23 protein-coding genes are annotated in these 24,653 nt (G+C 74.3%); 12 read left to right on the top strand and 11 right to left on the bottom strand.

Annotation, left to right across the window (positions count from 1 at the left end; genetic code table 11):
* Positions 1–25: 25 nt before the first annotated feature.
* On the bottom strand, positions 26–1,399 hold the full coding sequence (locus NFS20_RS00190) for a pyridoxal phosphate-dependent decarboxylase family protein (protein WP_251149745.1): 1,374 nt from the start codon (positions 1,397–1,399) through the stop codon (positions 26–28).
* Between the two features lie 37 nt (positions 1,400–1,436).
* The gene (locus tag NFS20_RS00185; protein WP_251149744.1) at positions 1,437–3,446 is read right to left on the bottom strand and encodes an MDR family MFS transporter; all 2,010 of its coding nucleotides are present in this window, start codon (positions 3,444–3,446) and stop codon (positions 1,437–1,439) included.
* A 236-nt stretch (positions 3,447–3,682) separates the two neighbouring features.
* Between NFS20_RS00185 and NFS20_RS00180 the strand changes: the two genes are divergently transcribed.
* Positions 3,683–5,290 (top strand): asparaginase, encoded by a 1,608-nt coding sequence (locus NFS20_RS00180; protein WP_251149743.1) that lies wholly within the window; start codon positions 3,683–3,685, stop codon positions 5,288–5,290.
* 126 nt (positions 5,291–5,416) lie between these two features.
* On the opposite strand, the gene NFS20_RS00175 is transcribed toward NFS20_RS00180, so the two are convergent.
* Positions 5,417–6,418, bottom strand: coding sequence for a ribokinase (locus tag NFS20_RS00175; protein WP_251149742.1), 1,002 nt, complete (start codon positions 6,416–6,418; stop codon positions 5,417–5,419).
* Between the two features lie 176 nt (positions 6,419–6,594).
* Here NFS20_RS00175 and NFS20_RS00170 point away from each other — a divergent pair, with 176 nt between their 5' ends.
* On the top strand, positions 6,595–6,993 hold the full coding sequence (locus NFS20_RS00170) for a hypothetical protein (RefSeq protein WP_251149741.1): 399 nt from the start codon (positions 6,595–6,597) through the stop codon (positions 6,991–6,993).
* A 1-nt stretch (position 6,994) separates the two neighbouring features.
* Positions 6,995–9,241 (top strand): hypothetical protein, encoded by a 2,247-nt coding sequence (locus tag NFS20_RS00165; protein ID WP_251149740.1) that lies wholly within the window; start codon positions 6,995–6,997, stop codon positions 9,239–9,241.
* 57 nt (positions 9,242–9,298) lie between these two features.
* Here the strand turns inward: NFS20_RS00165 and NFS20_RS00160 are convergent, their stop codons facing one another.
* Entirely contained in the window at positions 9,299–9,973 is a 675-nt protein-coding gene (locus NFS20_RS00160) for a DUF305 domain-containing protein (protein ID WP_251149739.1), read from the bottom strand.
* Positions 9,974–10,129: 156 nt separating this feature from the next.
* Here NFS20_RS00160 and NFS20_RS00155 point away from each other — a divergent pair, with 156 nt between their 5' ends.
* A complete protein-coding gene (locus NFS20_RS00155; RefSeq protein WP_251149738.1) occupies positions 10,130–11,914 on the top strand; it encodes a carbohydrate-binding protein in 1,785 nt (594 codons plus the stop codon).
* 126 nt (positions 11,915–12,040) lie between these two features.
* Here the strand turns inward: NFS20_RS00155 and NFS20_RS00150 are convergent, their stop codons facing one another.
* Entirely contained in the window at positions 12,041–12,631 is a 591-nt protein-coding gene (locus NFS20_RS00150) for an NADPH-dependent FMN reductase (protein WP_251149737.1), read from the bottom strand.
* A 98-nt stretch (positions 12,632–12,729) separates the two neighbouring features.
* Here NFS20_RS00150 and NFS20_RS00145 point away from each other — a divergent pair, with 98 nt between their 5' ends.
* The gene (locus NFS20_RS00145; RefSeq protein WP_251149736.1) at positions 12,730–13,242 is read left to right on the top strand and encodes a MarR family winged helix-turn-helix transcriptional regulator; all 513 of its coding nucleotides are present in this window, start codon (positions 12,730–12,732) and stop codon (positions 13,240–13,242) included.
* Positions 13,239–13,694 (top strand): YchJ family protein, encoded by a 456-nt coding sequence (locus NFS20_RS00140; RefSeq protein WP_251149735.1) that lies wholly within the window; start codon positions 13,239–13,241, stop codon positions 13,692–13,694. Before NFS20_RS00145 ends, NFS20_RS00140 begins: the two co-directional genes overlap by 4 nt.
* 6 nt (positions 13,695–13,700) lie before the next feature.
* Here the strand turns inward: NFS20_RS00140 and NFS20_RS00135 are convergent, their stop codons facing one another.
* Positions 13,701–14,306 (bottom strand): dihydrofolate reductase family protein, encoded by a 606-nt coding sequence (locus NFS20_RS00135; RefSeq protein ID WP_251149734.1) that lies wholly within the window; start codon positions 14,304–14,306, stop codon positions 13,701–13,703.
* Between the two features lie 93 nt (positions 14,307–14,399).
* On the opposite strand from NFS20_RS00135, the gene NFS20_RS00130 reads away from it, so the two are divergent.
* Positions 14,400–15,260 (top strand): helix-turn-helix transcriptional regulator, encoded by an 861-nt coding sequence (locus NFS20_RS00130; protein WP_251149733.1) that lies wholly within the window; start codon positions 14,400–14,402, stop codon positions 15,258–15,260.
* Here the strand turns inward: NFS20_RS00130 and NFS20_RS00125 are convergent.
* A complete protein-coding gene (locus NFS20_RS00125) occupies positions 15,199–15,657 on the bottom strand; it encodes a VanZ family protein (RefSeq protein WP_251149732.1) in 459 nt (152 codons plus the stop codon). The genes NFS20_RS00130 and NFS20_RS00125 overlap by 62 nt on opposite strands.
* 119 nt (positions 15,658–15,776) lie before the next feature.
* Here NFS20_RS00125 and NFS20_RS00120 point away from each other — a divergent pair, with 119 nt between their 5' ends.
* Together NFS20_RS00120 and NFS20_RS00115 are read left to right on the top strand one after the other, a co-directional pair.
* Positions 15,777–16,769 carry a TIGR03885 family FMN-dependent LLM class oxidoreductase gene (locus tag NFS20_RS00120; RefSeq protein WP_251149731.1) on the top strand — a complete coding sequence of 331 codons (993 nt, stop codon included), beginning with the start codon at positions 15,777–15,779 and terminating at the stop codon, positions 16,767–16,769.
* Complete coding sequence (locus NFS20_RS00115) at positions 16,766–18,469, top strand: alpha-amylase family protein (protein WP_251149730.1); 1,704 nt, start codon at positions 16,766–16,768, stop codon at positions 18,467–18,469. The genes NFS20_RS00120 and NFS20_RS00115 overlap by 4 nt, the downstream gene beginning before the upstream one ends.
* Before the next feature lie 98 nt (positions 18,470–18,567).
* On the opposite strand, the gene NFS20_RS00110 is transcribed toward NFS20_RS00115, so the two are convergent.
* On the bottom strand, positions 18,568–18,942 hold the full coding sequence (locus NFS20_RS00110; RefSeq protein WP_251149729.1) for a hypothetical protein: 375 nt from the start codon (positions 18,940–18,942) through the stop codon (positions 18,568–18,570).
* Positions 18,943–19,041: 99 nt separating this feature from the next.
* On the opposite strand from NFS20_RS00110, the gene NFS20_RS00105 reads away from it, so the two are divergent.
* Positions 19,042–20,193: a threonine aldolase family protein gene (locus NFS20_RS00105; protein WP_251149728.1), complete on the top strand. Its 1,152-nt coding sequence runs from the start codon at positions 19,042–19,044 to the stop codon at positions 20,191–20,193.
* A gap of 84 nt (positions 20,194–20,277) precedes the next feature.
* Here NFS20_RS00105 and NFS20_RS00100 read toward each other — a convergent pair whose 3' ends face one another.
* Complete coding sequence (locus NFS20_RS00100) at positions 20,278–21,273, bottom strand: alpha/beta hydrolase family protein (protein ID WP_251149727.1); 996 nt, start codon at positions 21,271–21,273, stop codon at positions 20,278–20,280.
* A 131-nt stretch (positions 21,274–21,404) separates the two neighbouring features.
* Between NFS20_RS00100 and NFS20_RS00095 the strand changes: the two genes are divergently transcribed.
* Together NFS20_RS00095 and NFS20_RS00090 are read left to right on the top strand one after the other, a co-directional pair.
* Positions 21,405–21,818, top strand: a complete 414-nt coding sequence (locus NFS20_RS00095) for an SRPBCC family protein (RefSeq protein ID WP_251149726.1) — start codon at positions 21,405–21,407, stop codon at positions 21,816–21,818.
* A gap of 64 nt (positions 21,819–21,882) precedes the next feature.
* The gene (locus NFS20_RS00090) at positions 21,883–23,094 is read left to right on the top strand and encodes a glycoside hydrolase family 3 N-terminal domain-containing protein (RefSeq protein ID WP_251149725.1); all 1,212 of its coding nucleotides are present in this window, start codon (positions 21,883–21,885) and stop codon (positions 23,092–23,094) included.
* 4 nt (positions 23,095–23,098) lie between these two features.
* Here NFS20_RS00090 and NFS20_RS00085 read toward each other — a convergent pair whose 3' ends face one another.
* Both NFS20_RS00085 and NFS20_RS00080 read right to left on the bottom strand, forming a co-directional pair.
* Complete coding sequence (locus tag NFS20_RS00085; protein WP_251149724.1) at positions 23,099–23,383, bottom strand: hypothetical protein; 285 nt, start codon at positions 23,381–23,383, stop codon at positions 23,099–23,101.
* Positions 23,384–23,394: 11 nt separating this feature from the next.
* A complete protein-coding gene (locus NFS20_RS00080) occupies positions 23,395–24,648 on the bottom strand; it encodes an inorganic phosphate transporter (RefSeq protein WP_251149723.1) in 1,254 nt (417 codons plus the stop codon).
* Between the last annotated feature and the right edge of the window lie 5 nt (positions 24,649–24,653).

The following is a 24,653-nucleotide window of genomic DNA, read 5'->3' as shown; positions in this document are numbered from 1 at the left end:
GGCGGTGCGCCACGCCTTCGACGCGTCAGGCGGACGCCGCGCGGGCCAGGGCGTCGAGGCTCGTCCGGACGTCGGCGTCGGTCGTGGCCCAGCTGCTCACCGAGATGCGCAGCACGGCCCGGTCGTGCCAGCGCGAGCCGGACATCCACGCCGTGCCGTCCTCGAGCACGCGGCGCACGACGTCCTGCGTGCGCTCGTCGCTGCCGAAGGACGCGCACACCTGCGTGAAGACGACCTCGTGCAGCACCTCGACGCCGTCCAGCGCGCGCAGCCCGTCCGCGAACGCGGCCGCGTGGCGGCAGAACCCGTCGACGAGGTCGACGACGCCCTCGCGCCCGAGCGAGCGCAGCACCGCCCAGACCGGGAACGCCCGGCCCCGGCGGGACAGCTCGGGGACCTTGTCGAACGGGTCGCCCGCGTCGCTCTGGATGAGGTAGTCGCCGTGCATGCCCATCGCCGCGCGCAGCGGGACCGGGTCCGCGACGATCGCGAGACCGCAGTCGTACGGCACGTTGAGCGTCTTGTGCGCGTCGGTCGCCCAGGAGTCGGCGGCCTCGTAGCCCGCGACGAGGTGCCGGTACGTCGGCGAGGCGGCCGCGAACAGCCCGAACGCGCCGTCGACGTGCACCCACGCGCCGTGCCGGTGCGCGACGTCGACCGCGTCGGTGAACGGGTCGAACGCGCCCGAGTGCACGTTCCCGGCCTGGAGGAGGACGATCGGCGGCGGCCCGTCGGAGTGCGAGCCCGCGTCGAGCGCCGCGGCCAGCGCGTCGGTCCGGATGCGGCCCTGGTCGTCCGCGGGCACCACCTCCGGCACGCCGAGGCCGAGGTAGGACAGCGCGAGGTCGACCGACTCGTGCCGCTCCGCACCCACGAGCACGCGCACGCGCGGCGCCCCCGCGAGCCCGTCGCGGCGCACGTCCCACCCGACCCGGCGCAGGACCTCGCCCCGCGCCGCCGCGAGCGCCGTGAAGTTCGCCGTCGTCGCGCCGGTGACGAACCCGACCGCGCTCGCGGGCGGGAGGCCGAGGAGGTCGAGCAGCCACGCGCTCGCGACGTCCTCGACCGCCGTGTGCGCCGGCGTGACCGTCCGCAGCGCGGAGTTCTGGTCCCACGCGCTCGTGAGCCAGTCCGCGGCGAGCGCCGCCGGGTGGCTGCCGCCGATGACCATGCCGTAGAAGCGCCCCGAGGGCATCGCCGTGAGACCCGGGTCGCACGCGGCGGCGAGGAGGTCGACGACGTCCGCGGCCGGCGTCGGGCCCGCGGGGAGGTCCGTGCCCAGCGCGGCCACGACGTCGTCGACGGCCGCGCGGGGCGGGACGGGTCGCGTCGCGAGCGAGTCCAGCCACTCCGTCGCGTGGGCGTGCGCACGCCGCAGCGCGGCGCCGGTCTCCTCCATCGGTCCTCCCAGGTCGTTCGCGCTCGTGCGCGCCGGGTCAGCGGTCGTGCACCGGGTCCGCTAGCACGTCGTCGGCGAACTGCTCCACGAGCTCGTCGACGTCCGGCTCGTGGTCCCAGCCCTCCACGTACCGGGCGAGACGGTCCCGCTCGGCCGCTCGCAGCGCGGCGGCCGCGGCGTGCCCGGCGTCGGTGGCGACGACGGTGTCCCGGTCGTCCTCGACGGTGACGAGGCCGCGCTCGGCGAGGGACCGCGCGACGTCGCGCACCCGGTCCTCCGTCCGGCCGGAACGCTCCGCCATGGTCCGGACGGACCGCGAGCCCTTGAGCGACGCGCGCGTGACCATCCAGGCCTGGCCGGGCTCGAGCCCGACCTCGGGGGCGATGAACCGGTACACCGCGAGCGGGTCGCGCACGCCCACGCGCCGCCACAGGATCATCCGCAGCTCCTCGAGCGACGTGCGGCTCGACGGCAGGGCGAACGCCTCGCCGGCGGAGTGGCCGGCCACCTCGGCGCGGTCGGGTGTGGCGCCGTCGCGCGCGGACGTGCGGAGCGTGGTCTCCGGCAGGAGCCACGACAGGCCGAACGCGAGGACCGCCACGGGCACGGCCCACAGGAAGACGGTCGAGAGCGAGTCGGCATAGGCGTCGAGGAACCAGTCCTGGACGTCCGTCGGGCACTGCGCGAGCGCGGCGCTCGACGCCGCGAGCGCGTCCGGCCCGCACGGGCCCTGGGCGTCCGGGGGGACGCCGGTCGTGAGGTCCGCGGTGAGCCGGTTCGCGAAGATCGTGCCGAACACGGCGACGCCCACGGACGAGCCGATCGTGCGGAAGAACGTGGCGCCGGACGTGCCGGTGCCGAGGTCGCGGTACTCGACGGCGTTCTGCACCGCGAGGACGAGCACCTGGTTGACCATGCCGAGCCCCAGGCCGAGGACGAACATGCTGAGGCCGGCCTGCAGCGTCGTCGTGTCGCGCCCCATGAGGGACAGCAGGTACAGCCCGACGGCCGTGATCGCCGTCCCGGCGATGGGGAACACCTTGTAGCGGCCCGTGCGGGAGATGATCTGCCCGGACCCGATCGACGTCAGCAGGAGCCCGAGCATCATGGGCGTCATCTGGAGGCCCGACGCCGTGGGGGTGGCCCCCTTGACCTGCTGCAGGTAGAGGGGCAGGAAGGTGATGGCACCGAACATCGCGAACCCGACCGCGAAGCCGACGACGGCCGCCGTGCTGAAGACCCGGTTGCTGAAGAGGCGCAGCGGCAGCACGGGCTCCGCGGCGCGCTGCTCGACGAGCACGAACGCGACGAGCGACACGACGGCGACCGCCGCGAGCCCGTACACCTGGACGGAGCTCCAGCCCCACGTGGTGCCGCCGAGGCTCGTGACGAGCACGATGGCCGTCGCGATGACGCCGAGCAGGATGATGCCCGCGTAGTCGATGCTCGGGTGCTTGGTCGACGCGATCCGCGGGAGCACCGCGACGACCGTGACCAGGGCGACGACCCCGATCGGCACGTTGATGTAGAAGACCCAGCGCCAGTCGAGGTTGTCGACGAAGAACCCGCCGAGCAGCGGACCGGCCACGGACGAGACCCCGAAGACGGCGCCGAACAGGCCCTGGTAGCGACCGCGCTCGCGCGGCGAGACGACGTCGCCGATGATCGCCTGCGCGAGCACCATGAGGCCGCCGCCGCCGACGCCCTGCACGGCGCGCCACGCGATGAGCTGCCCCATGGTCTGGGAGGTGCCGGCGAGCATCGAGCCGGCGAGGAAGATGAGGATGCAGACGACGAACAGCGGCTTGCGCCCGACGAGGTCGCCCAGCTTTCCCCACAGCACGGTCGTCGCGGTGGACGCGAGCATGTACGCGGTGACGACCCAGGACAGGTGCTCCGCGCCGCCGAGGTCCGACACGATCGTGGGCAGCGCCGTCGCGACGATGGTCTGGTCGAGCGCGGCGAGGAGCATCGCGAGCATGAGCCCGGCGAAGACGAGGTAGACCCTGCGCTTCGGCAGCTCGGTCTCCGGCAACGCTGTGCTCACAGCCCCTCCCCCGGGTGCGAAGCTCGCTCGTCGGAGCATGGCACGGCGGCAGTCCGGCTGCACGTGGGCGATGCACGTGCGCGGGTCGACGCCCGGACTGCGGGGTTTCTGGACGCGTGCGCCTCCTGGACACGCGGGGTTCCTGGACGCGCGTACTTCTTACACCCGGGCAACCCGCAGGCAACACGCAGTGCCTAGCGTCGGGCGCGCAGGGACCACCGACGGAAGGCCACACCTTGAGAACGCTCACACTGACCCTCTCCGGGCGCGTCGTCGCGCTCGTCGTCGCCGTCGCGCTCGCGCTCGCCGCGGTCGTCGCGACCGTCGCGTACTCGGTCGCCGACTCGCGCGCCACGGCCGCCGCCGCGCGGGCCGACGGCGCACAGCCTCCCGTGCTCGCCGCAGGCGCGGCGACGAACCCGCTCGGCATCGCGTCCGCCCGGTACAGCACCGCGACCGCGAACGCCGCGAGCACCAAGCCGAAGGTCGTCGTCGTCGCGACCGGCGGCACCATGGCCGGCAAGGCCACGGGCCGCGACACGTTCACGAGCTATCGCGCGGGCACGTACCTCATGGAGGACATGCTGGACACGCTGCGGCCCGAGCTCGACGCCGTCGCCGACGTGACCGCGGTGCAGTTCGGCAACGCCGGCTCGTCCGGCTACTCGATCGCGCAGTTCCACGCGCTGACGCTCGAGGTCGAGAAGCAGCTCGAGACGGCGGACGCCGTCGTCGTGACGACCGGCACGGACACGCAGGAGGAGTTCGCGTACTGGCTCGACCTCACCGTGCAGTCCCGCAAGCCCGTGGTGACGTCCGGCTCGATGCGCCCGTGGGGGTCGGGAGACGGCCCCGAGGACAGCCTCGTGTTCGGTACCGACGCGCCGGCCAACCTGTACAACGCGATCAAGGTCGCGGCGTCCCAGCAGACGTACTGCTTCGGCACGGTGCTCATGCTCAACGACGAGATCCAGGCGGCCCGCGAGGTCACCAAGTCGAACTCGTACCGCACCGACACGTTCCAGACCCGCGAGTACGGCGTGCTCGGCTGGATCGACGGCGACAACATCACGCTCGGCCGCGCCCCGGCCCGCGTCATGACGTGCGACACCGAGGACTGGTTCACGCCGTTCGACCTGACGGACGTCGCGCCCGAGAACCTGCCCCGGACCGAGATCCTCATGTCGTACCAGCAGGCGGGCGGCGAGCCGGTCACGGCGTTCGCGAACGCGGGCGTCAAGGGGATCGTCACCGCGGGCACCGGCGCGGGCGGCATCTCGTCCGCGATGAGCCAGGCCCGCAGCGCCGCGATCCGCGACAAGGGCGTGTGGTTCGTCTCGACGACGCGCACCGGCTCCGGGTCGTCGTACGGCTCGGGCAACGGCCTCATCGCGGGCGGCGACCTCACGGCGATCAAGGCGCGGCTCCTGCTCCTCCTGTCGCGCGCGTTCACCGAGGACTTCGCGACGGCGCAGGGCTGGTTCGCGACCTACGGCAACGCGTCGTTCGACCAGTCGGCGACGGCGGACACGGTCGGCGCCACGCCGGGCAGCACCGCCGTGCTGTTCTCCGGGACCGCGACGCCGTCGTGCAAGGCCCAGAAGGCCGAGCTGACGATCGAGATCACCAGCTCCGACGCCGTGCCGGTCGACCTGCGCGTCGAGAGCCCGGCGGGCGGGTACAAGTTCACGAAGATCCCGGCGGGGCAGACCGTGAAGCACACCATCCCGGCGAAGGTCGCCGAGCTCGCGGCGGGCGAGGCCAAGCTCATCGCCTACAAGAACGTCGACGGCAAGGGCATCCAGACGGTGAAGACCGTCGCCTACCCCGCGACGACCTGCTGACGCCCGGCTGACTCGCACCCAGCAGCCGACCACCGGGTCGGCGACCGCCGAGCACGGGATCGGCGACCGTCTCCTGAGGATTCCGGTCGCTGACCCCGTGCTCGGCGGTCGTCCGTCCTGTTCTCGTCAGCCCCTCGCCGCGGCCAGGGCGACGACGTCGGCCTCGTCCGGGACGGCGTCCTGCGCTCCCGGGCGCCCGACGGCGAGCGCGCCGGCGGCCGCTGCGCGGCGTGCGGCCTCGGTGAGGTCCGCCCCGCGGGCGAGGGCGGCCGCGAGGACGCCGCAGAACGTGTCCCCCGCCCCCGTCGTGTCGACGACGTCGGCGGGGAACGCGGGGACGACGACGACCTCGGGCTCCGCCCCCGCGCCCTGTGCGCGCCGGGCGACGAGGCACCCGGCCGCTCCGAGCGTCACGACGACCGCCGGGACGCGCGCGAGCAGCAGGACCGCGAGCGCCCCGGCGCCCTGCGCGTCGCCGGTGCGGTCGTGGCCTGCGGCACCAGCCGAGCCGGCCGCACCCGTTCCTGCCGAGCCGAGCGAGCCGGCGAGGTCGGCGGCCTCGTGCTCGTTGACGATGAGCACGTCGACGACAGCCCACACGTCGTCGGGGAGGTCGCGAGAGGGCGCGGCGTTGAGGATCATCGGGACGCCCGGGCGGCGTGCGGCCGCCGCGTCGCGCACGACGTCGAGCGGCACCTCGAGCTGGGCCAGCACGGCGTCGGCCGCGGCGACCCGCGCGGCGTCCTCGGCGCCGAGCCGGACGTGGGCGTTGGCGCCCGGGGCGACGACGATCGTGTTCTCGCCGTCGGGCGAGACGGTGATGAGGGCGGTGCCGGTGGCCGCGTCGAGGCGCGCGACGCGGTCGGTCCGCACGCCCGCCGCGTCGAGGGACGCGAGAAGCAACCCCGCGCCGTCGTCGTGACCGACCGCGCCGACGAAGGTCGTGTCCGCACCCCCGGCGCGCGCGGCCGCGACGGCCTGGTTCGCGCCCTTCCCGCCCGGCGACCGGCGCAGGTCGCCGCCGAGCACCGTCTCCCCCGCGCCCGGGTGCCGCAGCACGTCCACGACGAGGTCGACGTTCGCGGAGCCCACGACGACGACGCGTCCCCGCTCCCCCGACCTGCTCACGCCCGATCGCCTCCCTGGTCGCGGGCCGCCCGCGATGCTCCGCAGCGTAACGATCGGTCCTGGTCCGCGCGCCACCAGCGCCTGTGGACAACCCCTGTCACCGGGCGCGCGGTTGCTAGCGTCGCACCGGATCGAGGACCGCCGGCCCTCGGGACCGCGACGACAGGGGGTCGGTGGTGGCGCACGTCGAGGTGGACACCGAGGCGCTGGCGCTCGCGGCTGCGCTGACGGCGGGGGCGGCCGGTGCGCTCCTCGCGGTCGGCGGTCCGGAGATCGCGGACCGGGCGGTCGATCCGGTGGCGGCGGGAGACACGGTGCTCGCCGACGCGGTCGCCGGGCTGCTCGGCGCGTGGGGTCCGGCGCGGCGGCTCCTGCTCACCGAGCTCGACCAGCTCGCGGGGGCGCTCCGCGAGGCGGCGGCACTGCTCGACGGCGCGGAGACCGGGGCGGCGCGGGGCCTCGCCGAGATCCTCGTGCCGTCGGGAGCGGTGCGGGCCGTGGGACCGGTGCCGGGCGTGGGAGCGGTGAGGGGCGTGCCGTCGGCCGTACCGCCCGCACAGGCGCGGGTGGCGTGACATGACCGACGTCGAGTACCTGCCGCTGACGGGAGACTCCGCCGCGCTGCACGGGACGGCCGCGGCGCTGGCCCGGGCTCGTGACGCGCTCGGGGTCGCGGGCGACGAGCTCTCGCGCGTGCGCGCGGCCGTCGCGCCCCAGCGCGGCGACGCCGTCGCGCTCGCCCTCGGACGGCTCGACGACCTCACCCGGCGCGCGTCCACCCAGGGCGCGGTGCTCGACGCCGCGGCGCGCGTCCTGCACGGACAGGCCGACCTCCTCCTCGGCCGCCAGCTCGAGGCAGCGGCAGCGATCGCGCGACGTCGGTCCGCGCTGGACGACGTGCACCGCAGGGACGCCGAGCTGGACGCGCTGCACCGGGCCCCGTTCCTCGAGACGTGGGGCGCTGCCCACGGGAGCGCGCTGGGGGACGCCGCCCGGCGCGTGGCCGAGGCGCACGACGAGGTGCGTCGGGCCGAGGAGGACTGGCGCGCCGCACGCGAGGCGAAGCAGGCCGAGTCGCGGCGCGCGGCGGCGCAGCTCGGTCCGCTCACGGACGTCCGTGCCGTGAGCGCGTGGATCGCCTCGGGCGGGCAGGCGTCGGCGTTCCGCACCACGTGGTCGGGCGGCGGCGCCACGGCGAGCGCGGCGTCGACGCTCTCGGGTCTGGCGGCCGCCACCCTCGTCGACCGCCTCGCCGCTCGTGGGCTGGACGACGACGGCGAGACGGCGGCGGTCGAGGAGCTCGCCCGGGTCGTCGGCGCGGCGGGGACGGACGAGGCGTTCTGGTCCGCCTTCTACGCCACGACCCCGCCCGGGGACCTCTACGTGCTGCTGGAGGGCGGCCACCTCAGGCCCGACGGTTCCGTCCTCCACCCCGGGACGCACCACGGCGCGATCGCCCTCGCGGTCGCGGGCACGTTCGGCCCGTGGGCGTCCTCGCTCGCACCCGAGGAGCAGGAGGCGCTCGGCGCGGCCGTGGTCGACGACCTGGGGACGGTCACGATCCCCGTCGGGTGGTCCGCGACGGCCACGGCGCTCCTCGGCGCGGCGCACGGCGCACCCCGGGTGCACCGCGGGGCGCTGGAACGCCTCGACGCGCAGCGGCAGGCCGACGCCGCCTCGCCCGACCCCCTGGCCGCCCTCTCCTTCGAGCGCGACGGGCGGTTCGTCATGAGCGCCGCGCTGAGCGGGCTCGCGGGCTCCCCCGAGGAGTCGCTGCGCTTTCTCGCCGGCGACGCGGACCACGACCTCGTCGCCGCCCGGTCCGCGCTCTGGGTGGGTGCCGTCCCCCTCGGCGGCTGGCCGGACGAGGGCGAGGGTGTCGCCGCGGTCGTCCGGGCCGCGGTCGAGCACGGAGCGGCGAGCCCGTCGGAGACGGACCGGGAGAGCGCGGCGCTGCTGCTGTCCCGGGTGACCTGGGACGCACCGCGCGGCCTCGCCGCCGTCTCCCTGTCACCCACCGCCCAGACGGATCTCGCGGCCGCCTACGCGCCCTACGTCGAGGCGTTCGACACGAGTTTCGCCGCACAGCAGCCGTTCGACGCCGTCGGAGTCTACGTCGGACCACCGCGGCCCGACGGGAGCGGTGGCCGCACCCTTCCCCTGCTGGAGCCGGACGCCCTGTCCCGGACGCTCTCCGCGACGATGGCGTCGGCCGACGGCGTGCGGTCCTGGACCGCGACGATGCTCGCGCACCACGACGCGACCGTGGTCGACGCGCTCGGCCCGACGCCGGCGCAGCCGGATCCGACGGACCCTGAGCTGCGCACCGGCGTCGTGCGGGCGCTCGACGCGCACGACAAGGCGCTGTCCGACGCCGGGGTGATCGTCGGCAGCATGCACCGCGCCGACGTCGCCTCCGCGGTGGACGCTGCCGAGCGCTACGAGTCCCGCATCGGGTTCCTCATGGGCGTGCTGGGCGATGTCGCACCCGGCGCTGCCGTGCTGACCACGCCGGCGCTCGCCGTGGTCGAGGGCCACCTGGTCGACCTCGACTCCGGACTCACGACGACGGTCGACCGGGCGAGCGCGGAGGGCACGGCCGAGAGCACGGTCCTGCGCTCGCGGGCTCACGACCTCGTCGTCGCCGCACTGGTCGCGGACGGGGTACCTCCGGAGGACGCCGCGGACCGGGCGGCGCCGTTCGTCCGGACCGAGGACGGCGCGGACCGCAGCGGCTTCGGCGCCCCGTTCCAGCAGGCGGCCGACCTCGCCCCGTACCGCGGGACGTCGCTCGCGGTCCCGCCCGGCTCTTCCGTCCCCTGACCTGTCGACGGCGCGGACCCCCCGCCGGGTCCCACGGTCCGGACAGGTCGGCGCGCCTCAGAGCGTGTCGAGCAGACCGCGCAGGCGGTCGATCTCGGCACCCTGGCCGGCCGCGGTGTCGGCGGCGATCTCGAGCGCGTACGTGTCCTGCCCGTCGACGAGCACGACGTCGACCATGTCGAGCGCGCCCTGGTGGTGCTGGATCATGCCCTCGAGGAACAGGCGGTCGAACTCGTCCCCCGTCGCGGCCTCGAGGGCCGTCATCTGCTCCGGGCTGAGCATGCCGGCCATCCCGTCGTGCTCGTGGTCGTGCCCGGTGTCGGGGACGCGCGGCCCGGTGCCGTCGAGCGACTCGACCTCGGCGGGGACCGGCAGCTCGCGCTCCTGGAGCCACGCGGCGAGCGCGTGGATCTCGGGGCCCTGCGCGGCGGTGACGCGCTCGGCGAAGGCGCCCACGTCGGGCGCCTGCGCCCGCTCGGGCGCGAGCGCCGCCATGTCCAGCGCCTGGAGGTGGTGCCCGATCATGCTCGTCACGAACGTGACGTCGGCCTGGTTCCACTCCCCCGTGGACGGCGGGCCCTCGAAGTCCTCGGGCGCCGTCGTCGACGCGTCCTCGCCAGGCCGCTCCGGCTGCACGACGACGCTCGACGGCGTGGCCGACGCGTCGCCGTCGCCCGTGCAGGCCGACGCGAGGAGGACCGCCGGGAGGACGACCGCGCAGGTCAGAACCACCGTGCGCCGACGCCGCCGCACGTTACCGCCAGGAAAACTCCTCACGCCGCCCGTTCCCTCCGTGTAAAACTTCGCCAGAAAGTGTCCGGTTTGGGTAGCCGAGCCTCGAATTGCCCGTCAGAATTCGCAGAACCCTACCAAGGAGGTGTTTCCCCCGTGCATCAACCGACGCACAGGCAACGACGCCGGGGCATCGTCGCCTCAGCACTCGCCGCAGGACTCGCCGTCTCCTCCCTCGCGGTCGCCGCACCAGCCCTCGCCGAGCCGTCCGACGGCTCGCCCGAGGCCGTCGCGGAGATCGTCGAGCAGTCCACCGCAGAGCTGCCCGCCCAGCGCCTCGCCCCTCTCGCCCAGGCCGCAGACGTCCTGGCACCGGGAGAGGTCGCCGGCAGCCCCAACCTGACCCACGTCGCGAACATCCCGAAGAACGGCGCGTTCGCCCCCGAGGGCCAGTACAGCTCCGACCTCGCGTTCCAGGGACGGTACGCGTTCGCCGGCAACTACGGCGGCTTCACGGTCTACGACGTCGCGGACCCGCGGAACCCGGAACAGGTGGCGCAGGTCGTCTGCTCGGGCTCGCAGAACGACATCTCCGTCCACGGCGACCTCCTCGTGCTCAGCACGGACTCGTCGCGCAGCAACGACTCGTGCGACAACGTCGCGCAGAGCGCCACGGTCAAGGAGTCGTGGGAGGGCATCAAGGTCTTCGACATCTCCGAGCCGACGTCGCCGCAGTACGTCGCGTCGGTCGAGACGCAGTGCGGCTCCCACACGCACTCGCTCGCGCCGAGCAAGGACGGCGAGGACCTCTTCGTCTACGTCTCGTCGTACAGCCCGAGCGCGTCGTTCCCCGACTGCCAGCCGCCGCACGACCTCATCTCGGTCGTGCAGGTCCCGCTCGACGACCCGGCGTCGTCGGCCGTGGTGTCGACGCCCGTCCTCTTCCCGGACGGGGGCAACCCCGGTGGCAACGGCTCGAGCACGACGTCGGGCTGCCACGACATCACGACGTACCCGTCGAAGGACATCGCGGCGGGCGCGTGCATGGGCGACGGCGTCCTCATGGACATCACCGACCGCGCGCACCCCGTCGTGACGGAGGTGGTCCGGGACACGGAGAACTTCGCGTTCTGGCACTCGGCGACGTTCAACAACGAGGGCACGAAGGTCGTCTTCACCGACGAGCTCGGCGGCGGCGGCGCACCGACGTGCAACGCGACCGTCGGCCCGGAGAAGGGCGCCGACGCGATCTACGACATCGTCGACGGCCAGCTCGTCTTCAAGAGCTACTACAAGATCAGCCGTGAGCAGGCGCCGACGGAGAACTGCGTCGCGCACAACGGCTCGCTCATCCCCGTCCCGGGCCGCGACATCATGGTCCAGGCCTGGTACCAGGGCGGCATCTCGGTGTGGGACTTCACGGACTCGGCGAACCCCGTCGAGATCGCGTGGTTCGACCGTGGCCCGCTGTCGACCGAGCGCCTGATCCTCGGTGGCTCGTGGTCGGCGTACTGGTACAACGGCGCGATCATCTCGAACGACATCCAGCAGGGCCTCGACGTCCTGCTGCTCGACGACCCGATCACCAACGCCGCGAAGTCCGTCCTGACGGACGAGCTCAACCCGCAGGCCCAGCCGACGTACGAGGAGCCGGCGGCCTGGGCCAAGGGCACCGCGTACCAGGGCGGCGCGGTCGTCACGTACGGGGGCGCCGTCTGGAAGGCCCAGTGGTGGACCAAGGGCCAGACGCCGGGCGACCCGTGGGGTCCGTGGGAGGAGATCGCGGGCGTCGACTCCGCGGGCGTCGGCGCGTGGAAGCCGACGCGCGTGTACGTCAAGGGCGACACCGTGACGCACGAGGGCACCGAGTACACCGCCAAGTGGTGGACGCGGAACCAGGAGCCCGGCGACCGCTGGGGTCCGTGGGACCCGCAGGACTGACCCACGTCCCGCCCGGGTCGTGACCCCGGGCGACCAGCAGGCCCGACGGCGCCCGCTCACCCTCCGGTGGGCGGGCGCCGTCGCGCGGGGTCCCGTGCGGGTCGCAGGTTCCCGCGCACCGGTGGGTCACGCCGCGGCGACGGCCGCCCTGCGCTCCCGCACGGTCGCGAGCGCGACGCTCCACGCGACGAGCTCGTCGAGCATGGCGTCGAGGTCCCCCTCGTGCCGCGCGCGCGGCGCCAGCCGGGCGTACTCCTCGAAGTCGTCGTAGAGCGACAGGCCGACCTGCGTGCGTACGTCCGCGAGCTGGAGCTCGCCCGCGACGAGCCGCAGCTGCTCGACGGCCCGCGACCCGCCCTGGACCCCGTAGCCGACGAAGCCCACGGCCTTGTCCGCCCACTCGTGGTAGAGCCAGTCCATCGCGTTCTTCAGCACGGCGGCCGGCGCGTGGTTGTACTCGGGGGTCACGACGACGTACCCGTCGAAGCCGTCGATCACGCGCGACCACTCCCACGCGAGCGGGTTCTCGTACTGCTGCATCCGCGGCGGGAGCGCCTCGTCGAGGTGCGGGAGCGGGTGGTCGGCGAGGTCGACGACCTCGAAGGTCGCGTCGGACCGCTGCGCGGCCCGGTCGAGCACCCAGTGCGCGACGCCTGCACTGTTGCGGCCGGTGCGCGTGCTCCCGACGAGGATCGCGATGCGCGGGGTCGAGGTCATGGTTCCTCCAGGGAAAGTGACGTGTCACCGAAATTGGTGATGTGTCACCGTAACGCGTCCTCGGTGACGTGTCACGCATCGACGGTAGGATCATCCGCATGACGGGACACCCGATCCTCGACGACGCCGAGCGGGACGCGTGGGACGCCTACCTCACGATGCGACGCTCGCTCGACCGGGTGCTCGAGGCCGCCATGCGCACGGACGGCGACCTGTCGCCGGCGGAGTTCCAGGTGCTGTCGGTGCTGCACGCCGCCGACGACCGCGCGCTGCGCACGGGCGAGCTCGCTGCCGCGCTCGACTGGGAGCGCAGCCGCGTCTCCCACCTGTCCCGCCGGATGGCCGAGCGCGGGCTGCTCGAGCGGACCGAGTGCGTCGACGACGCACGCGGGACCTGGATCGTGCTGAGCAACCCCGGACGCCGTGCACTGCTCCGGGCGGTCCGCGGTCACACCGAGCTGCTGCGCGAGGTCCTGTTCGAGCCGCTGGGTCCCGACGGGCTCGCGCGGCTCGAGGACGTCGCCCACCGCGTCGTCGACGCGGTCGAGCGCTCCGGCCGGCCCGGCGCGCCCGCCGCACGCCGAGCGGCACCCACGGGGGCGGCGTCGTGAACGTGTCCCCCGGCAGGCGGGCCGTGCCCGACGACGCGCGGTGCCCGTGCCTGTCCGGCGACGCCTACGGCGCGTGCTGCGGCCGGTACCACGCGGCCCTCCGCACCGAGCCGGTCGGCGACACGACAGGCCCGTACGCGCCGACTGCCGAGGCGCTCATGCGCTCGCGCTACAGCGCGTTCGCGGTCGGCGACGCCGACTACCTCCTCGCGACCTGGCACCCGTCCACCCGGCCCACGACGCTCGAGCTCGACGACGACCTCGAGTGGCGGCGCCTCGACGTCGTGCGGGTCGAGGCCGGCGGGCCGTTCGACGCGACGGGAGTCGTCGAGTTCGTCGCCCACCACCGCTCGCGCACCGGCGGCCCCGCGACGCGTGGCCGGCTGCACGAGGAGAGCCGGTTCGTCCGGGAGGACGGGCGCTGGACGTACGTCAACGGCGATCTGCGCTAGGTACCGCTAGGACGGCGTCGCGGTGCCGGGGCCGAGCACGTCGTACGACAGCGCCAGCGTGCCGAGGCTGGTGGTGGAGCACGCCGTGAGCCGGAGGGGCCGTGGCACGGGGAGCTCCCGGAACAGCCGCTTGCCGGTGCCGAGCAGCACCGGGTGGACGAAGAGGCGGAGCTCGTCGACGAGACCCCGCACCATCAGCTGGTGGGCCAGGTCGCCGCTCCCCAGGACGGCGAGGTCGCCGTCGCCTGCCGTCTTGAGCCGCGGTACGGCTGCCTCCAGCTCGCCGTCGAGGACGTGCGCGCCCTCCCAGCCGAGGTCGGTGAGGGTCCGTGTCGCCACGTGCTTGGGCGTCTCGTTCAGGTGCCGCGCCATCGGGTCGTCAGCGGGTGCTTGGGGCCAGTACGCCGCCATCTTCTCGTAGGTGCGCCGGCCGAGGAGATAGCCGGTCGTCCGGCCGAACCCGTCCGCGGCGACGGCCTCGTGGACCGCTGCCGCGTAGGGCGCGCCCCAGCCGCCGTGGGCGAAGCCGCCGTCCGTGTCCTCCTCGGGCGAGCCGAGGCCTTGCATCACGCCGTCGACGGTCAGGAACTCGATGATCACCAGTCGTCTCATGACGTCGATGCTGGTGTCTGCGACCCGGCGCCGGCTTGAAGAAAGGTGACCTGGCGGTACCGGACCGGCCGCGCTGCGCGCCATACTGCCGTCATGGACGACGGCCACCGCGTCTCGCTCGTCCGGCACCGCCCGGGGCCGGGCCTCGCCGGGCTGGTCGCCGGCATGGTCGGGCTGTCGGAGAGCGCCCCCGGCGCCGTCATGCGTCGTCAGCCGGCCGGGACGCTGCTCCCGCTCGTCCTCACCTTCGACGGCGCGCTCGAGGTCGTCGACCTCGCGGACGGGGCGGGGGCGGGCCGCTCCTACCGCTCGTTCGTCGCCGGCCTGTCGGGTGGCCACGCGACGACCCGGTTCGCCGGGACGATGGACTGCCTGCAGGTGTACCTCACCCCGCTCGGCGTCCGCCGCGTCCTCGGTGTCCCCGGCGCAGAGGTGGCCCGTCGGGTCGTCGCGGTGGACGACGTCGTCCCCGGCCTGGGCGACGACCTCGCCGACCGCGTCGCGTCCGCGGCGAGCTGGGAGCAGCGGTTCACGCTCGTCGAGGCCGCGCTCACCCGGCACGCGGCGCGCAGCGCGGGCGTGGTCCCGCCGTGGGTCGCGTGGATGTGGCGGCAGATCCGGGCGAGCGGCGGGCAGGCCCGCATCGCGGACCTCGTCGACCAGACGGGCTGGAGCCACCGGCACGTCGCGACGGTGTTCGCGGAGAACGTCGGCCTCACGCCCAAGCGGGCGGCGGGCGTCGTCCGCTTCGAGCACGCCTCCGCCGACCTCGGCGTGCTCCCGCTGGCCGAGATCGCCGCCCGCCACGGGTACGCCGACCAGAGCCACCTCACGCACGACGTCGTCCGGTACTCGGGGGAGACGCCGAGCGCCCTCGCCGCCGCGCGCCGACCTACGCCGTCGACCGCACTGGGCCTCGTCGACCGAGAAGAGCCAGCACGACCGCGACCGTGAGCGCGCCGAGCAGCGCCCCCGCGGTGTTGAGCACGACGTCCTGCACCGTGGGCACCCGACCGGGCAGGAGGTTCTGCGTCAGCTCGATCGCGGTGGACAGCGCGGCGGCCCCGAGGGTCACGACCGCGACGGCACGCCCCACGCCCGGTTCCCGGCGCCCGCGGCGCGCGACCGCAGCGCGCAGCAGCGGCAGCCCGAGCACCCCGAACGGCAGGAACATCACGACGTTCGCGGACGCCTCGAGCACCGGGAGCGTCATGGGGACGCCCAGGCCGTGCAGCGCGTCCAGGGTCGCCGTCGCCCAGCCGGGCGCCGCGGTGGACTGCGGCGACGGCCACAGCGTGACGACCCCGACGGCGGCGAGGTAGGCGACGAACGTCCAGGTCAGCAGGCGCACCGCCACAGCGTAGGGAACCGGGCGGCGCGGGGCTCCTCCGTGCGCCGGACCACCACGCGCCCTCCACCGAAACCGCCCTCGACGCGCGGGCCGGCGCGACTCTGGGTTCACTGGGCGCCATGGTCACCCTCGGATTCCACTCCTCCCACGAGCAGATCCCGCCCGGCCCCCTCCTCGCCGCCGCCCGGCGTGCGCAGGACGTGGGCTTCGACGCGGCGATGTGCTCCGACCACCTCGCGCCGTGGAGCGAGCGGCAGGGCGAGTCCGGCTTCGCGTGGTCGTGGCTCGGCGCCGCGCTCGCGACGACCGACCTGCCGTTCGGCGTCGTCACCGCACCGGGCCAGCGCTATCACCCGGTGATCCTCGCGCAGGCGATCGCGACCCTCGGCTCCATGTTCCCCGGCCGGTTCTGGGCCGCGCTGGGCTCCGGCGAGGCCATGAACGAGCACGTCACGGGCGACCGCTGGCCCACGAAGGCGGAGCGCGACGAGCGGCTGCGCGAGTGCGCCGACGTCATGCGGGCGCTGCTCGCGGGCGAGGAGGTCACGCACCACGGGCACGTCACCGTGGACCGGGCGCGCGTGTGGTCGCTGCCCGACGTCGCCCCGCGGCTCGTCGGCGCGGCGGTCACTCCGCGGACCGCGCGCCGCCACGCCGACTGGGCCGACGGCCTCGTCACCGTGAACCAGCCCGTGGAGTCGCTGCGCCGCGTCGTCGGCGAGTACCGCGACGCCGGTGGCCGCGGCGAGCTGGCCCTGCAGGTGCACGTCGCGTGGGGCGAGGACGACGAGGCCGCGTTCGCCGTCGCGCACGACCAGTGGCGCTCGAACCTCCTGCCGCCGAGCGTCAACTGGCACCTCGAGACGCCCGAGCAGTTCGACGCCGTCGCGGACCTCGTGCGGCCCGAGGAGGTCCGCGGGACCGTCCTCGTGGAGCACGACGCCCAGCGCCTCGCCGACCGCGTCGCCGAGATGACCGCGTGCGGTTTCGACGCGGTCTACCTGCACCACGTCGGCCAGGAGCAGGACGCGTTCCTCGACGCCGCAGGCGAGGTGCTGCTGCCCCGGATCCGCGAGGCCGCCGCCTCGACGACGGCCGGAGGTGCCGCATGAACATCCGCGACACCGGCGACCTGTGGTGGAAGAACGCCGTCGTCTACTGCCTCGACGTCGAGACGTTCATGGACTGGAACGACGACGGCATCGGGGACTTCCCCGGCCTCGTGCAGCGCATCGACCACCTCGCCGACCTCGGCGTGACGTGCCTGTGGCTCATGCCGTTCTACCCGACCGCAGAGCGCGACGACGGCTACGACATCACCGACTTCCTCGGCGTCGACCCGCGCCTGGGCGACATGGGCGACGTCGTCGAGCTGGTCCGCACCGCGCGGGACCGCGGCATCCGCGTCATCGTCGACCTCGTCATCAACCACACGTCGGACCGCCACCCCTGGTTCCGCAGCGCGCGCCGCTCGACCGACGACCCGTTCCGCGACTTCTACGTGTGGCGCGCCGAGGAGCCGCCGTCCACGAAGGACCAGGTCGTCTTCCCCGACCAGGAGGACGGCATCTGGACCCTCGAGGAGAAGACCGGCGAGTGGTACCGGCACCGGTTCTACCGGCACCAGCCGGACCTCAACACGGCGAACCCGAAGGTCCGCGACGCCATCGCCAAGACGATCGGCTTCTGGCTCGAGCTGGGGATCTCGGGCTTCCGCGTCGACGCCGTCCCGTTCGCCCTGACCGACGCGGCCGCGAACCCCGACGACGAGATCGACGACCCGCACGACATGCTCCGCGTGCTGCGCGCGTTCCTCGGCCGCCGCTCCGGCGACGCGATCCTCATGGGCGAGGTCAACCTGCCCTACCCGGACCAGGCGCGCTTCTTCGGCGACGGGAACCCGGCGGACGGCGACCCCGGCGGCACGACGAGCTCCGAGCTGACGATGCAGTTCGACTTCAACGCCATGCAGGCCATGTACCTGGCCTTCGCGCGCCACGACGCCGGCCCGCTCGCCGCGTCGCTGCGGGCACGACCGCCCATCCCGCACGACACCCAGTGGGCGACGTTCGTGCGCAACCACGACGAGCTCACCCTCGACAAGCTCAGCGAGGACGAGCGCCAGGAGGTCTTCGCGGCGTTCGGCCCCGAGGAGGACATGCAGCTCTACGGGCGAGGGCTGCGTCGTCGGCTGCCGCCCATGCTGGGCGGGGACCCGCGGCGGCTGCGGATGGTCTACTCGCTGCTCTTCGCGCTCCCCGGGACGCCCGTGCTGTTCTACGGCGAGGAGATCGGGATGGGCGAGAACCTCGCCGTGCCGGGCCGTCTCGCCGTGCGCACCCCCATGCAGTGGACGTCGCAGGACAACGGCGGATTCTCGCGCGCTCCCGCGCGACGTCTCGCCGCGCCCCTGCCCGACGACGGCTACGCACCCGAGCACGTCAACGTCGCCGACCAGCGGCGCGACCCCGACTCGCTCCTGACCTTCGTGCGCCTGCTCGCGCACCGCTACCGGGAGTGCCCCGAGCTCGGGTGGGGCGACGCCGTCGTCCTCGACCAGCCGGAGCCCTCGGTGCTCGTGCTGCGCACGACGTGGCAGGACGCGTCGATGGTCACGCTGCACAACCTGTCACCGGACCCCGCCGTCGTGCCGCTCTCCCTCGGCGAGCTGCCCGAGGGCGCCCGGCTCGTCGACCTGCTGGACCACGACGACGTCGAGCCGGCGCCGGACGGGACGGCCGAGGTGCGCCTCGACGGGTACGGCTTCCGCTGGCTGCGCGTGACGCACCCGGAGGCGCGTCGGCTCCTGTGAGCCGACGCACGGCACCGTGACGCGCGACGCCCCGCCCGGGTCCTGCCCGGGCGGGGCGTCGTGGCCGTCTCGGGCGTCCGCAGGGCCTCAGCCCAGCGTCAGCCGTGCGTCGGCTCGTCGGGGCCGACGGGCGGGCCGGGCGAGGACGGCCAGCCCGGGTCGTCCGGTACGGGGTCGCTCGGGCGCGGCTCGCCGGGGACCGGCTCGCCCGGCACCGGCTCGTGCGGGGGCGCCGAGGGGTCGGCAGGCGGCCCGGGAGACTTCGGGGGCTCCACCACGGGCTCGGCCGGCCGCACCGGCTCGACCGGACCTCCGGGCTCGACGGGACCGCCGGGGTCGGGACCGGTCGGCTCGGCCGGTCCCGCAGGGTCCGTGGGCTCGGCCTGGTTCGCGAACGTGTCCCGCTCGTCGCGCGGCAGACCGGTGAAGTTCGGGTCGTCCGGCACCGAGCCCGGGTCGGGGATCGTGGTCATCGCGCACCTCCAGCGTCGAGTGCGACGCCGACGTCGGCGTCCCTCCCGACGGTAGGCCCGGACGGGGCCGCTCGCGCGCCGCATGCCTAGGCTGTGCCCGTGAGCTCGTTCGCGTCAGACAACTACGCCCCCGCCCATCCCGACGTCCTCGCCGCGCTGGCCGCCGCGAGCGCCGGACACGAGGTCTCCTACGGCGAGGACCCGTGGACGGCGCGGTTGCAGGAGGTGGTGCGCGCCCGGTTCGGCGGGGAGGCGACCGCCTATCCGGTGCTCACCGGCACCGGCGCCAACGTCATCGCCCTGATGTCGATGCTGCCCCGGTGGGGCGCCGTGGTCGCGACCGAGCACGCGCACCTGAACACGGACGAGAACGGCGCCCCCGAGCGGGTCGGCGGGATCAAGGTCCTCACCGTTCCCGCCCCCGACGGGAGGCTGACGCCCGAGGCCGTCGACCGGTTCGCGGCCGACCTCGGCGACCCCCACCGCGCCCAGCCGCTCGTCGTGTCGGTCACGCAGACCACCGAGCTCGGCACGGTCTACACGCCGCAGGAGCTCCGCGAGATCTCGGACGCCGCGCACGCGCGCGGGATGCGCGTCCACCTCGACGGCTCGCGCCTCGCGAACGCCGCCGTGGCGCTCGACGTCCCGCTGCGCGCGCTCACGACCGACGCCGGCGTGGACGTGCTGTCCTTCGGCGGCACCAAGAACGGCCTCGCGCTGGGCGAGGCCGTGGTCGTGCTCGACCCCTCGGCCGTCGACGGCGTGGAGTTCGTCCGCAAGGCGACGATGCAGCTCGCCTCGAAGATGCGGTACGTCTCGGCGCAGCTCCTGGCGCTCTTCGAGCCCGTCGGCGACCCGGTCGCGGACGTCGACGAGATGGCCGCCGCCGACGAGCTGTGGGTGCGCAACGCCCGGGCCGCGAACGCGATGGCCGCGAGGCTGCGTGCCGGACTCGCAGACCTCTCGCCGGCGGACGTCGCGCACCCCGACGTCTCGGCGCCGGAGCCCGACGGCGGAACCCGGCCCGCGGCGTCGGGCATCGTCTTCACGCAGCCCACCGAGGCGAACGCGGTGTTCGCGACCCTGCCGCGCGCCGTCGTAGCGGCCCTGCGCGAGCGGCACCGGTTCTACGACTGGGGCGCGGGCGAGACGCCCGACCGCGTCGAGGTGCGCTGGATGTGTGCGTGGGACACCACCGCCGCCGACGTGGACGCGTTCGTCGCGGACGTCCGCGCCGCCCTCGCGAGGTAGTACCGCAGCAGCGCGAGGTAGTACCGCGGTAGAGACCGCGGTACTACCTCGCGGAACCACGGTGCTACCTCGCGGACCGGGGTACTACCTCGGCAGGAGGCGCGCCACCTCGGGGAGGGCGAGGTATCCCGCGGGGAGGCGGCCGTCGTCGAGCAGGACGGCGGCGGCGTGGCGGCCCGGGGCGTCGTTCTCCACCTCGAGCTCCTCGATCGGCGGCGACCCCGGTGCGAGCGGGAACACGGCGGGGCCCAGGCCGTGGAACGCGAGCGGGTCGCGCCGGTCACGGACCGCGACCCACTGGTCCACCTCGGCGGGCACGCGCAGCGGCGCCCGCGCAGCGAGGGCGTCCCGGATCGCGCGGACGGCGAGCGGGGCCCCGAGCGTGAGGAGCAGCGGCACGTCCCAGCGTCGCGCGTCGGGGTGCTCGCGCAGCACCGAGTACGCGACGACCGACCCGAACGAGTGCCCGACGACCACCGCCGGCTCGTCGGTCGGCACCGCGGCCGCGACGGCGTCGTCGATCACCCGTCGGACGTCCGCGTCGTGCAGGTACGCCCAGACGTCACGCACGAGCAGCACGAGGACGCCGCTGCTCAGCCCGGGGACGTACGCGTCGAGCGCGGACAGCAGCGCGTTGACCCAGCCGCCCAGCTCCCCGAGGCTGCCCAGGGCACCCCTCGCGGCACCGCCCAGGGGTGTCGGTGCACCGCCCTCGCGCGCGTCCACCGCGACCTGGGCCTCGCCCACCCCCGCGGCGCGCAGCACCTCGGACGCGACGGACTCGAGGAACCGCAGCTCGTCCTCCGGCAGGTCGGCGACCGCGCGTCGGTCCACGTCGATCCGGTCCCACCGCGAGCCGGACACGGCGTGCACGGTGACGGGCGGAGGCGTGCCGTCACCCCGGACGAGCGCGGCGAGGGTGTCGCCGTAGTAGACGAAGGAGGCGTCGTCGTCGGTCACGTGCCGCGGCCGGCCCGCTGCCGCGAGCCCCGCGGACAGGACCGTGCGCCACGTCCGCTCGAGGTCCTCCGCGTCGAGGCCCTGGTTGTCGCGGCCGTGGAGGAGCACGAGTCGGGTCACGCGACGAACCTACCCAGGCTCGATCGGGTCCGCCCATCACCGCCCGGGCTGCCACGTGCGCCCGGACGGTCTACGGTCGCTCCCAGGCCCTGCCCCACGGCCCTGCTTCACGCACGTCTCAGGAGGTTCGCATGTCCCCCCACTCCACCACCGCCGAGATCCACGTCGCTCGCCCGCCCGAGGTGGTGTGGTCCCAGATGGTCCACCCCGGCGCGCGGTGGATGCTCGGCATGAACGTCGAGACGGACTACCAGCCGGGCAGCCCCGTGACGTTCGAGGGTCACTACATGGGCCGGGAGTTCGCCGACTGGGGAGAGGTCGTCGCGGTCGAGCGCCCGCGCCTGCTCCGGTTCACCCACTTCTCGCCCACCATGGAGCTCCCCGACGCCCCGGAGAACTACCACGACATCACCATCACGCTCGAGCCCGACGACGCCGGCACGCAGGTGCGCGTCCTCGAGGAGAACATCGAGACGGCGGACCGCGCCGAGCGAGCGCACGCCCTGTGGGCGAAGGCCCTCGCGACGCTCGCCGGTCACGACTGACGGGCAGCTGACGGGCAGCTGACGGACACCGCGTCCCACTACGGTGGCAGGCGGAGGTGGTCGCATGGCGAGCAGGGCCCGAACCGTCTGGGTGGTCGTGGCCGTGGTCGCGACGGCGGCGGCGATCGCCGCCGTGGTCTGGTACGTGCTGCGACCGGCCACCGTCGCGTCGCCCCCGACGCCCGGTGCCACGAGCACCGGCGAGCCCGCGCCGTCGGCCACCCCGCCCACGCCCACGACGCCCGCCCCGGACCCGCTCGCCGGCTGGACGCTCGAGCAGAAGGTGGGCCAGCTCCTCATGGTCGGGGTCGACGTGCGCTCGCCGCAGCAGGTGAGCTACGACGCCGTCGCCCAGCACCACGTGGGGAACGTGTTCCTCGCGGGGCGGTCGCAGGCCGGGACGGCCGCGACGCTGGACCTCGTCGCCGGGTTCACGACGCTCGTGTCGGGGGAGACCACGCAGGGCGCGCCGCTGTTCGTCGCGACCGACCAGGAGGGCGGGAACGTGCAGGTGCTGCGCGGGCCCGGGTTCTCGCAGATCCCGACGGCGCTCGACCAGTCGCGCCTCGGGCCGGCCGCGCTGCAGGACCAGGCGACGACGTGGGGGTCGGAGCTCGCCGCCGCGGGCGTCAACCTCAACCTCGCCCCGGTCATGGACCTCGTGCCCGAGCAGTCGGCGGCGCAGAACCCCCCGATCGGGTACTTCGACCGGGCCTACGGGTTCACCCCGGACTCCGTCACGTCGCACGCGAACGCGTTCAGCGCGGGCATGGAGGCCTCGGGCGTCGACGTGACGATCAAGCACTTCCCCGGGCTCGGGCGCGTCTCCGCGAACACCGACACGGACGCGGGCGTGACCGACGACGTCACGACGCGCGACGACCCGTCGGTCGCCGTCTTCGCGTCGGGCATCGAGGCCGGCGCGGCGTTCGTCATGACGTCGACCGCCGTCTACACGCAGATCGACCCGGGCCGCCCGGCGGCGTTCTCGCCCGTGGTCGTGGACGGGATGCTGCGGGGAGACCTCGGCTTCGACGGCGTCGTGATCACCGACGACGTCTCGGCGGCGGCCCAGGTGCAGGCCTGGTCGCCGGCCGAGCGCGCCGTCCTGACGATCGAGGCCGGCGGCGACATGGTCCTCGCGTCGGCGGACCCGTCCGTCGTGGCGGAGATGGCCGACGCGCTCGTGGAGCGTGCGTCGGGCGACCCGGCGTTCGCGGCGACGGTCGACGCAGCGGTCGAGCGCGTGCTCGCCGCGAAGGCGCGCCTGCGCTGAGGTGTCAGTGACCGCCGTTGGCGAGGAAGACGATCCCCCCGGCGATGGCGAGCACGACGACCAGGAAGCACACGCCCGCCGCGATGATGCGCACGGTCGACGGGCGCGCGACCGTCACGACCTCGCCCGACGGCGTCATGTGCACGCCGTCGGCGTCCACCGCGGCCGGGGTGGTCCGGCCGGCGGCGAGCCGGACGCCCAGCGCGAACAGCGCGGGCAGCCCGGCGCCGACGATCAGGCCGGCGACGACGACCTTGAGCAGCGAGTCGATCTCGATGAACTCGGACACGGGGGTTCCTCTCAGACGCCGGCGCGCTGTCGCGCGCCCTGCGGCTCGGTGGTCGACGGGACCGGGGCGTCGGTGGCCACGACGGCCGGGGTCGCGGCGACGTCGGCCAGCACGGGCTCGACGGGCTCGGCCCCGGCGGGCTCGGCGGCCTCCCAGTCGTCGTTCACGTTGTTGTGGTCGACCGGCTTGCGGCGCGACGCCACCCAGATCGCGACGGCCGTCGCGACGAGGATGCCGAACACGACCGCGGTGCCGAGCACACCGCCGATCCCCGCCTGGATCCAGTAGCACACCGCGCCGACGACACCCGCGGCGGGGAGCGTCAGCCCCCACGCGGCGAGCATGCGGCCCGCGAGGCCCCAGCGGACCTTCGCGCCCGGCATGCCGACGCCCGAGCCGAGGATCGAGCCGGTCGCGACGTGCGTCGTCGAGAGCGAGAAGCCGAAGAAGCCCGACATGAGGATGACCGCGGCGGACGACGTCTCGGCGGCCATGCCCTGCCGGGAGTCGATCTCGACGAGGCCCTTGCCGAGGGTGCGGATGATCCGCCAGCCGCCGAGGTAGGTGCCGAGCGCCATGAAGAGGGCGCAGGACAGGATGACCCAGAACGGGACCCCGGAGTCGGCCGGGACGGCGCCGCCCGCGATCAGCGCGAGCAGGATGATGCCCATCGACTTCTGCGCGTCGTTGGTGCCGTGCGCGAGCGAGACGAGCGACGCGGAGCCGACCTGGCCCCAGCGGAACGCGCGGTTGCTCGTGTCCTCGGGGACGTCGCGGGTGAGCCGCGCGACGAGCCACGTACCGACGCTCGCGACGCCGATCGCGACGAGCGGCGCGAGCAGCGCGGGGATCAGCACCTTCGCGGCGACGCCGGTCCAGATGACGCCCGACGTCCCGACGGCCGCGAGCACCGACCCGACGACGCCGCCGATGAGGGCGTGCGACGAGCTCGACGGCAGGCCGAGGAGCCACGTCAGCAGGTTCCAGGTGATGCCGCCCACCAGACCGGCGAGCACCACCTCGAGCGTGATGACGTTCGCGTCGACCAGGCCCTTGGCGATGGTCGCGGCGACGGCGAGCGACAGGAACGCGCCGACGAGGTTGAGGACGGCCGACAGCGCGACGGCGGTCTTGGGCTTGAGGGCGCGTGTGGCGATGGAGGTGGCCATCGCGTTGCCCGTGTCGTGGAAACCGTTGGTGAAGTCGAAGGCGAGAGCCGTCACGACGACGAGCACCAGCAGGAGCGTCTCGGTCACGTACTCCATGGTGG

It is taken from the genome of Cellulosimicrobium sp. Marseille-Q4280 (genome assembly GCF_943181405.1).
In the GTDB taxonomy this organism is placed as follows: domain Bacteria; phylum Actinomycetota; class Actinomycetes; order Actinomycetales; family Cellulomonadaceae; genus Cellulosimicrobium.
This window is presented reverse-complemented; position numbering and strand designations above follow the sequence as displayed.

Coding starts and splice junctions, on each gene's coding strand:
- NFS20_RS00145 (WP_251149736.1), top strand. CDS start 12,730: ATGACGGGACACCCGATCCTCGACGACGCCGAGCGGGACGCGTGGGAC.
- NFS20_RS00110 (WP_251149729.1), bottom strand. CDS start 18,942: ATGACCACGATCCCCGACCCGGGCTCGGTGCCGGACGACCCGAACTTC.
- NFS20_RS00150 (WP_251149737.1), bottom strand. CDS start 12,631: ATGACCTCGACCCCGCGCATCGCGATCCTCGTCGGGAGCACGCGCACC.
- NFS20_RS00130 (WP_251149733.1), top strand. CDS start 14,400: ATGGACGACGGCCACCGCGTCTCGCTCGTCCGGCACCGCCCGGGGCCG.
- NFS20_RS00135 (WP_251149734.1), bottom strand. CDS start 14,306: ATGAGACGACTGGTGATCATCGAGTTCCTGACCGTCGACGGCGTGATG.
- NFS20_RS00115 (WP_251149730.1), top strand. CDS start 16,766: ATGAACATCCGCGACACCGGCGACCTGTGGTGGAAGAACGCCGTCGTC.
- NFS20_RS00095 (WP_251149726.1), top strand. CDS start 21,405: ATGTCCCCCCACTCCACCACCGCCGAGATCCACGTCGCTCGCCCGCCC.
- NFS20_RS00090 (WP_251149725.1), top strand. CDS start 21,883: ATGGCGAGCAGGGCCCGAACCGTCTGGGTGGTCGTGGCCGTGGTCGCG.
- NFS20_RS00120 (WP_251149731.1), top strand. CDS start 15,777: ATGGTCACCCTCGGATTCCACTCCTCCCACGAGCAGATCCCGCCCGGC.
- NFS20_RS00190 (WP_251149745.1), bottom strand. CDS start 1,399: ATGGAGGAGACCGGCGCCGCGCTGCGGCGTGCGCACGCCCACGCGACG.
- NFS20_RS00080 (WP_251149723.1), bottom strand. CDS start 24,648: ATGGAGTACGTGACCGAGACGCTCCTGCTGGTGCTCGTCGTCGTGACG.
- NFS20_RS00165 (WP_251149740.1), top strand. CDS start 6,995: ATGACCGACGTCGAGTACCTGCCGCTGACGGGAGACTCCGCCGCGCTG.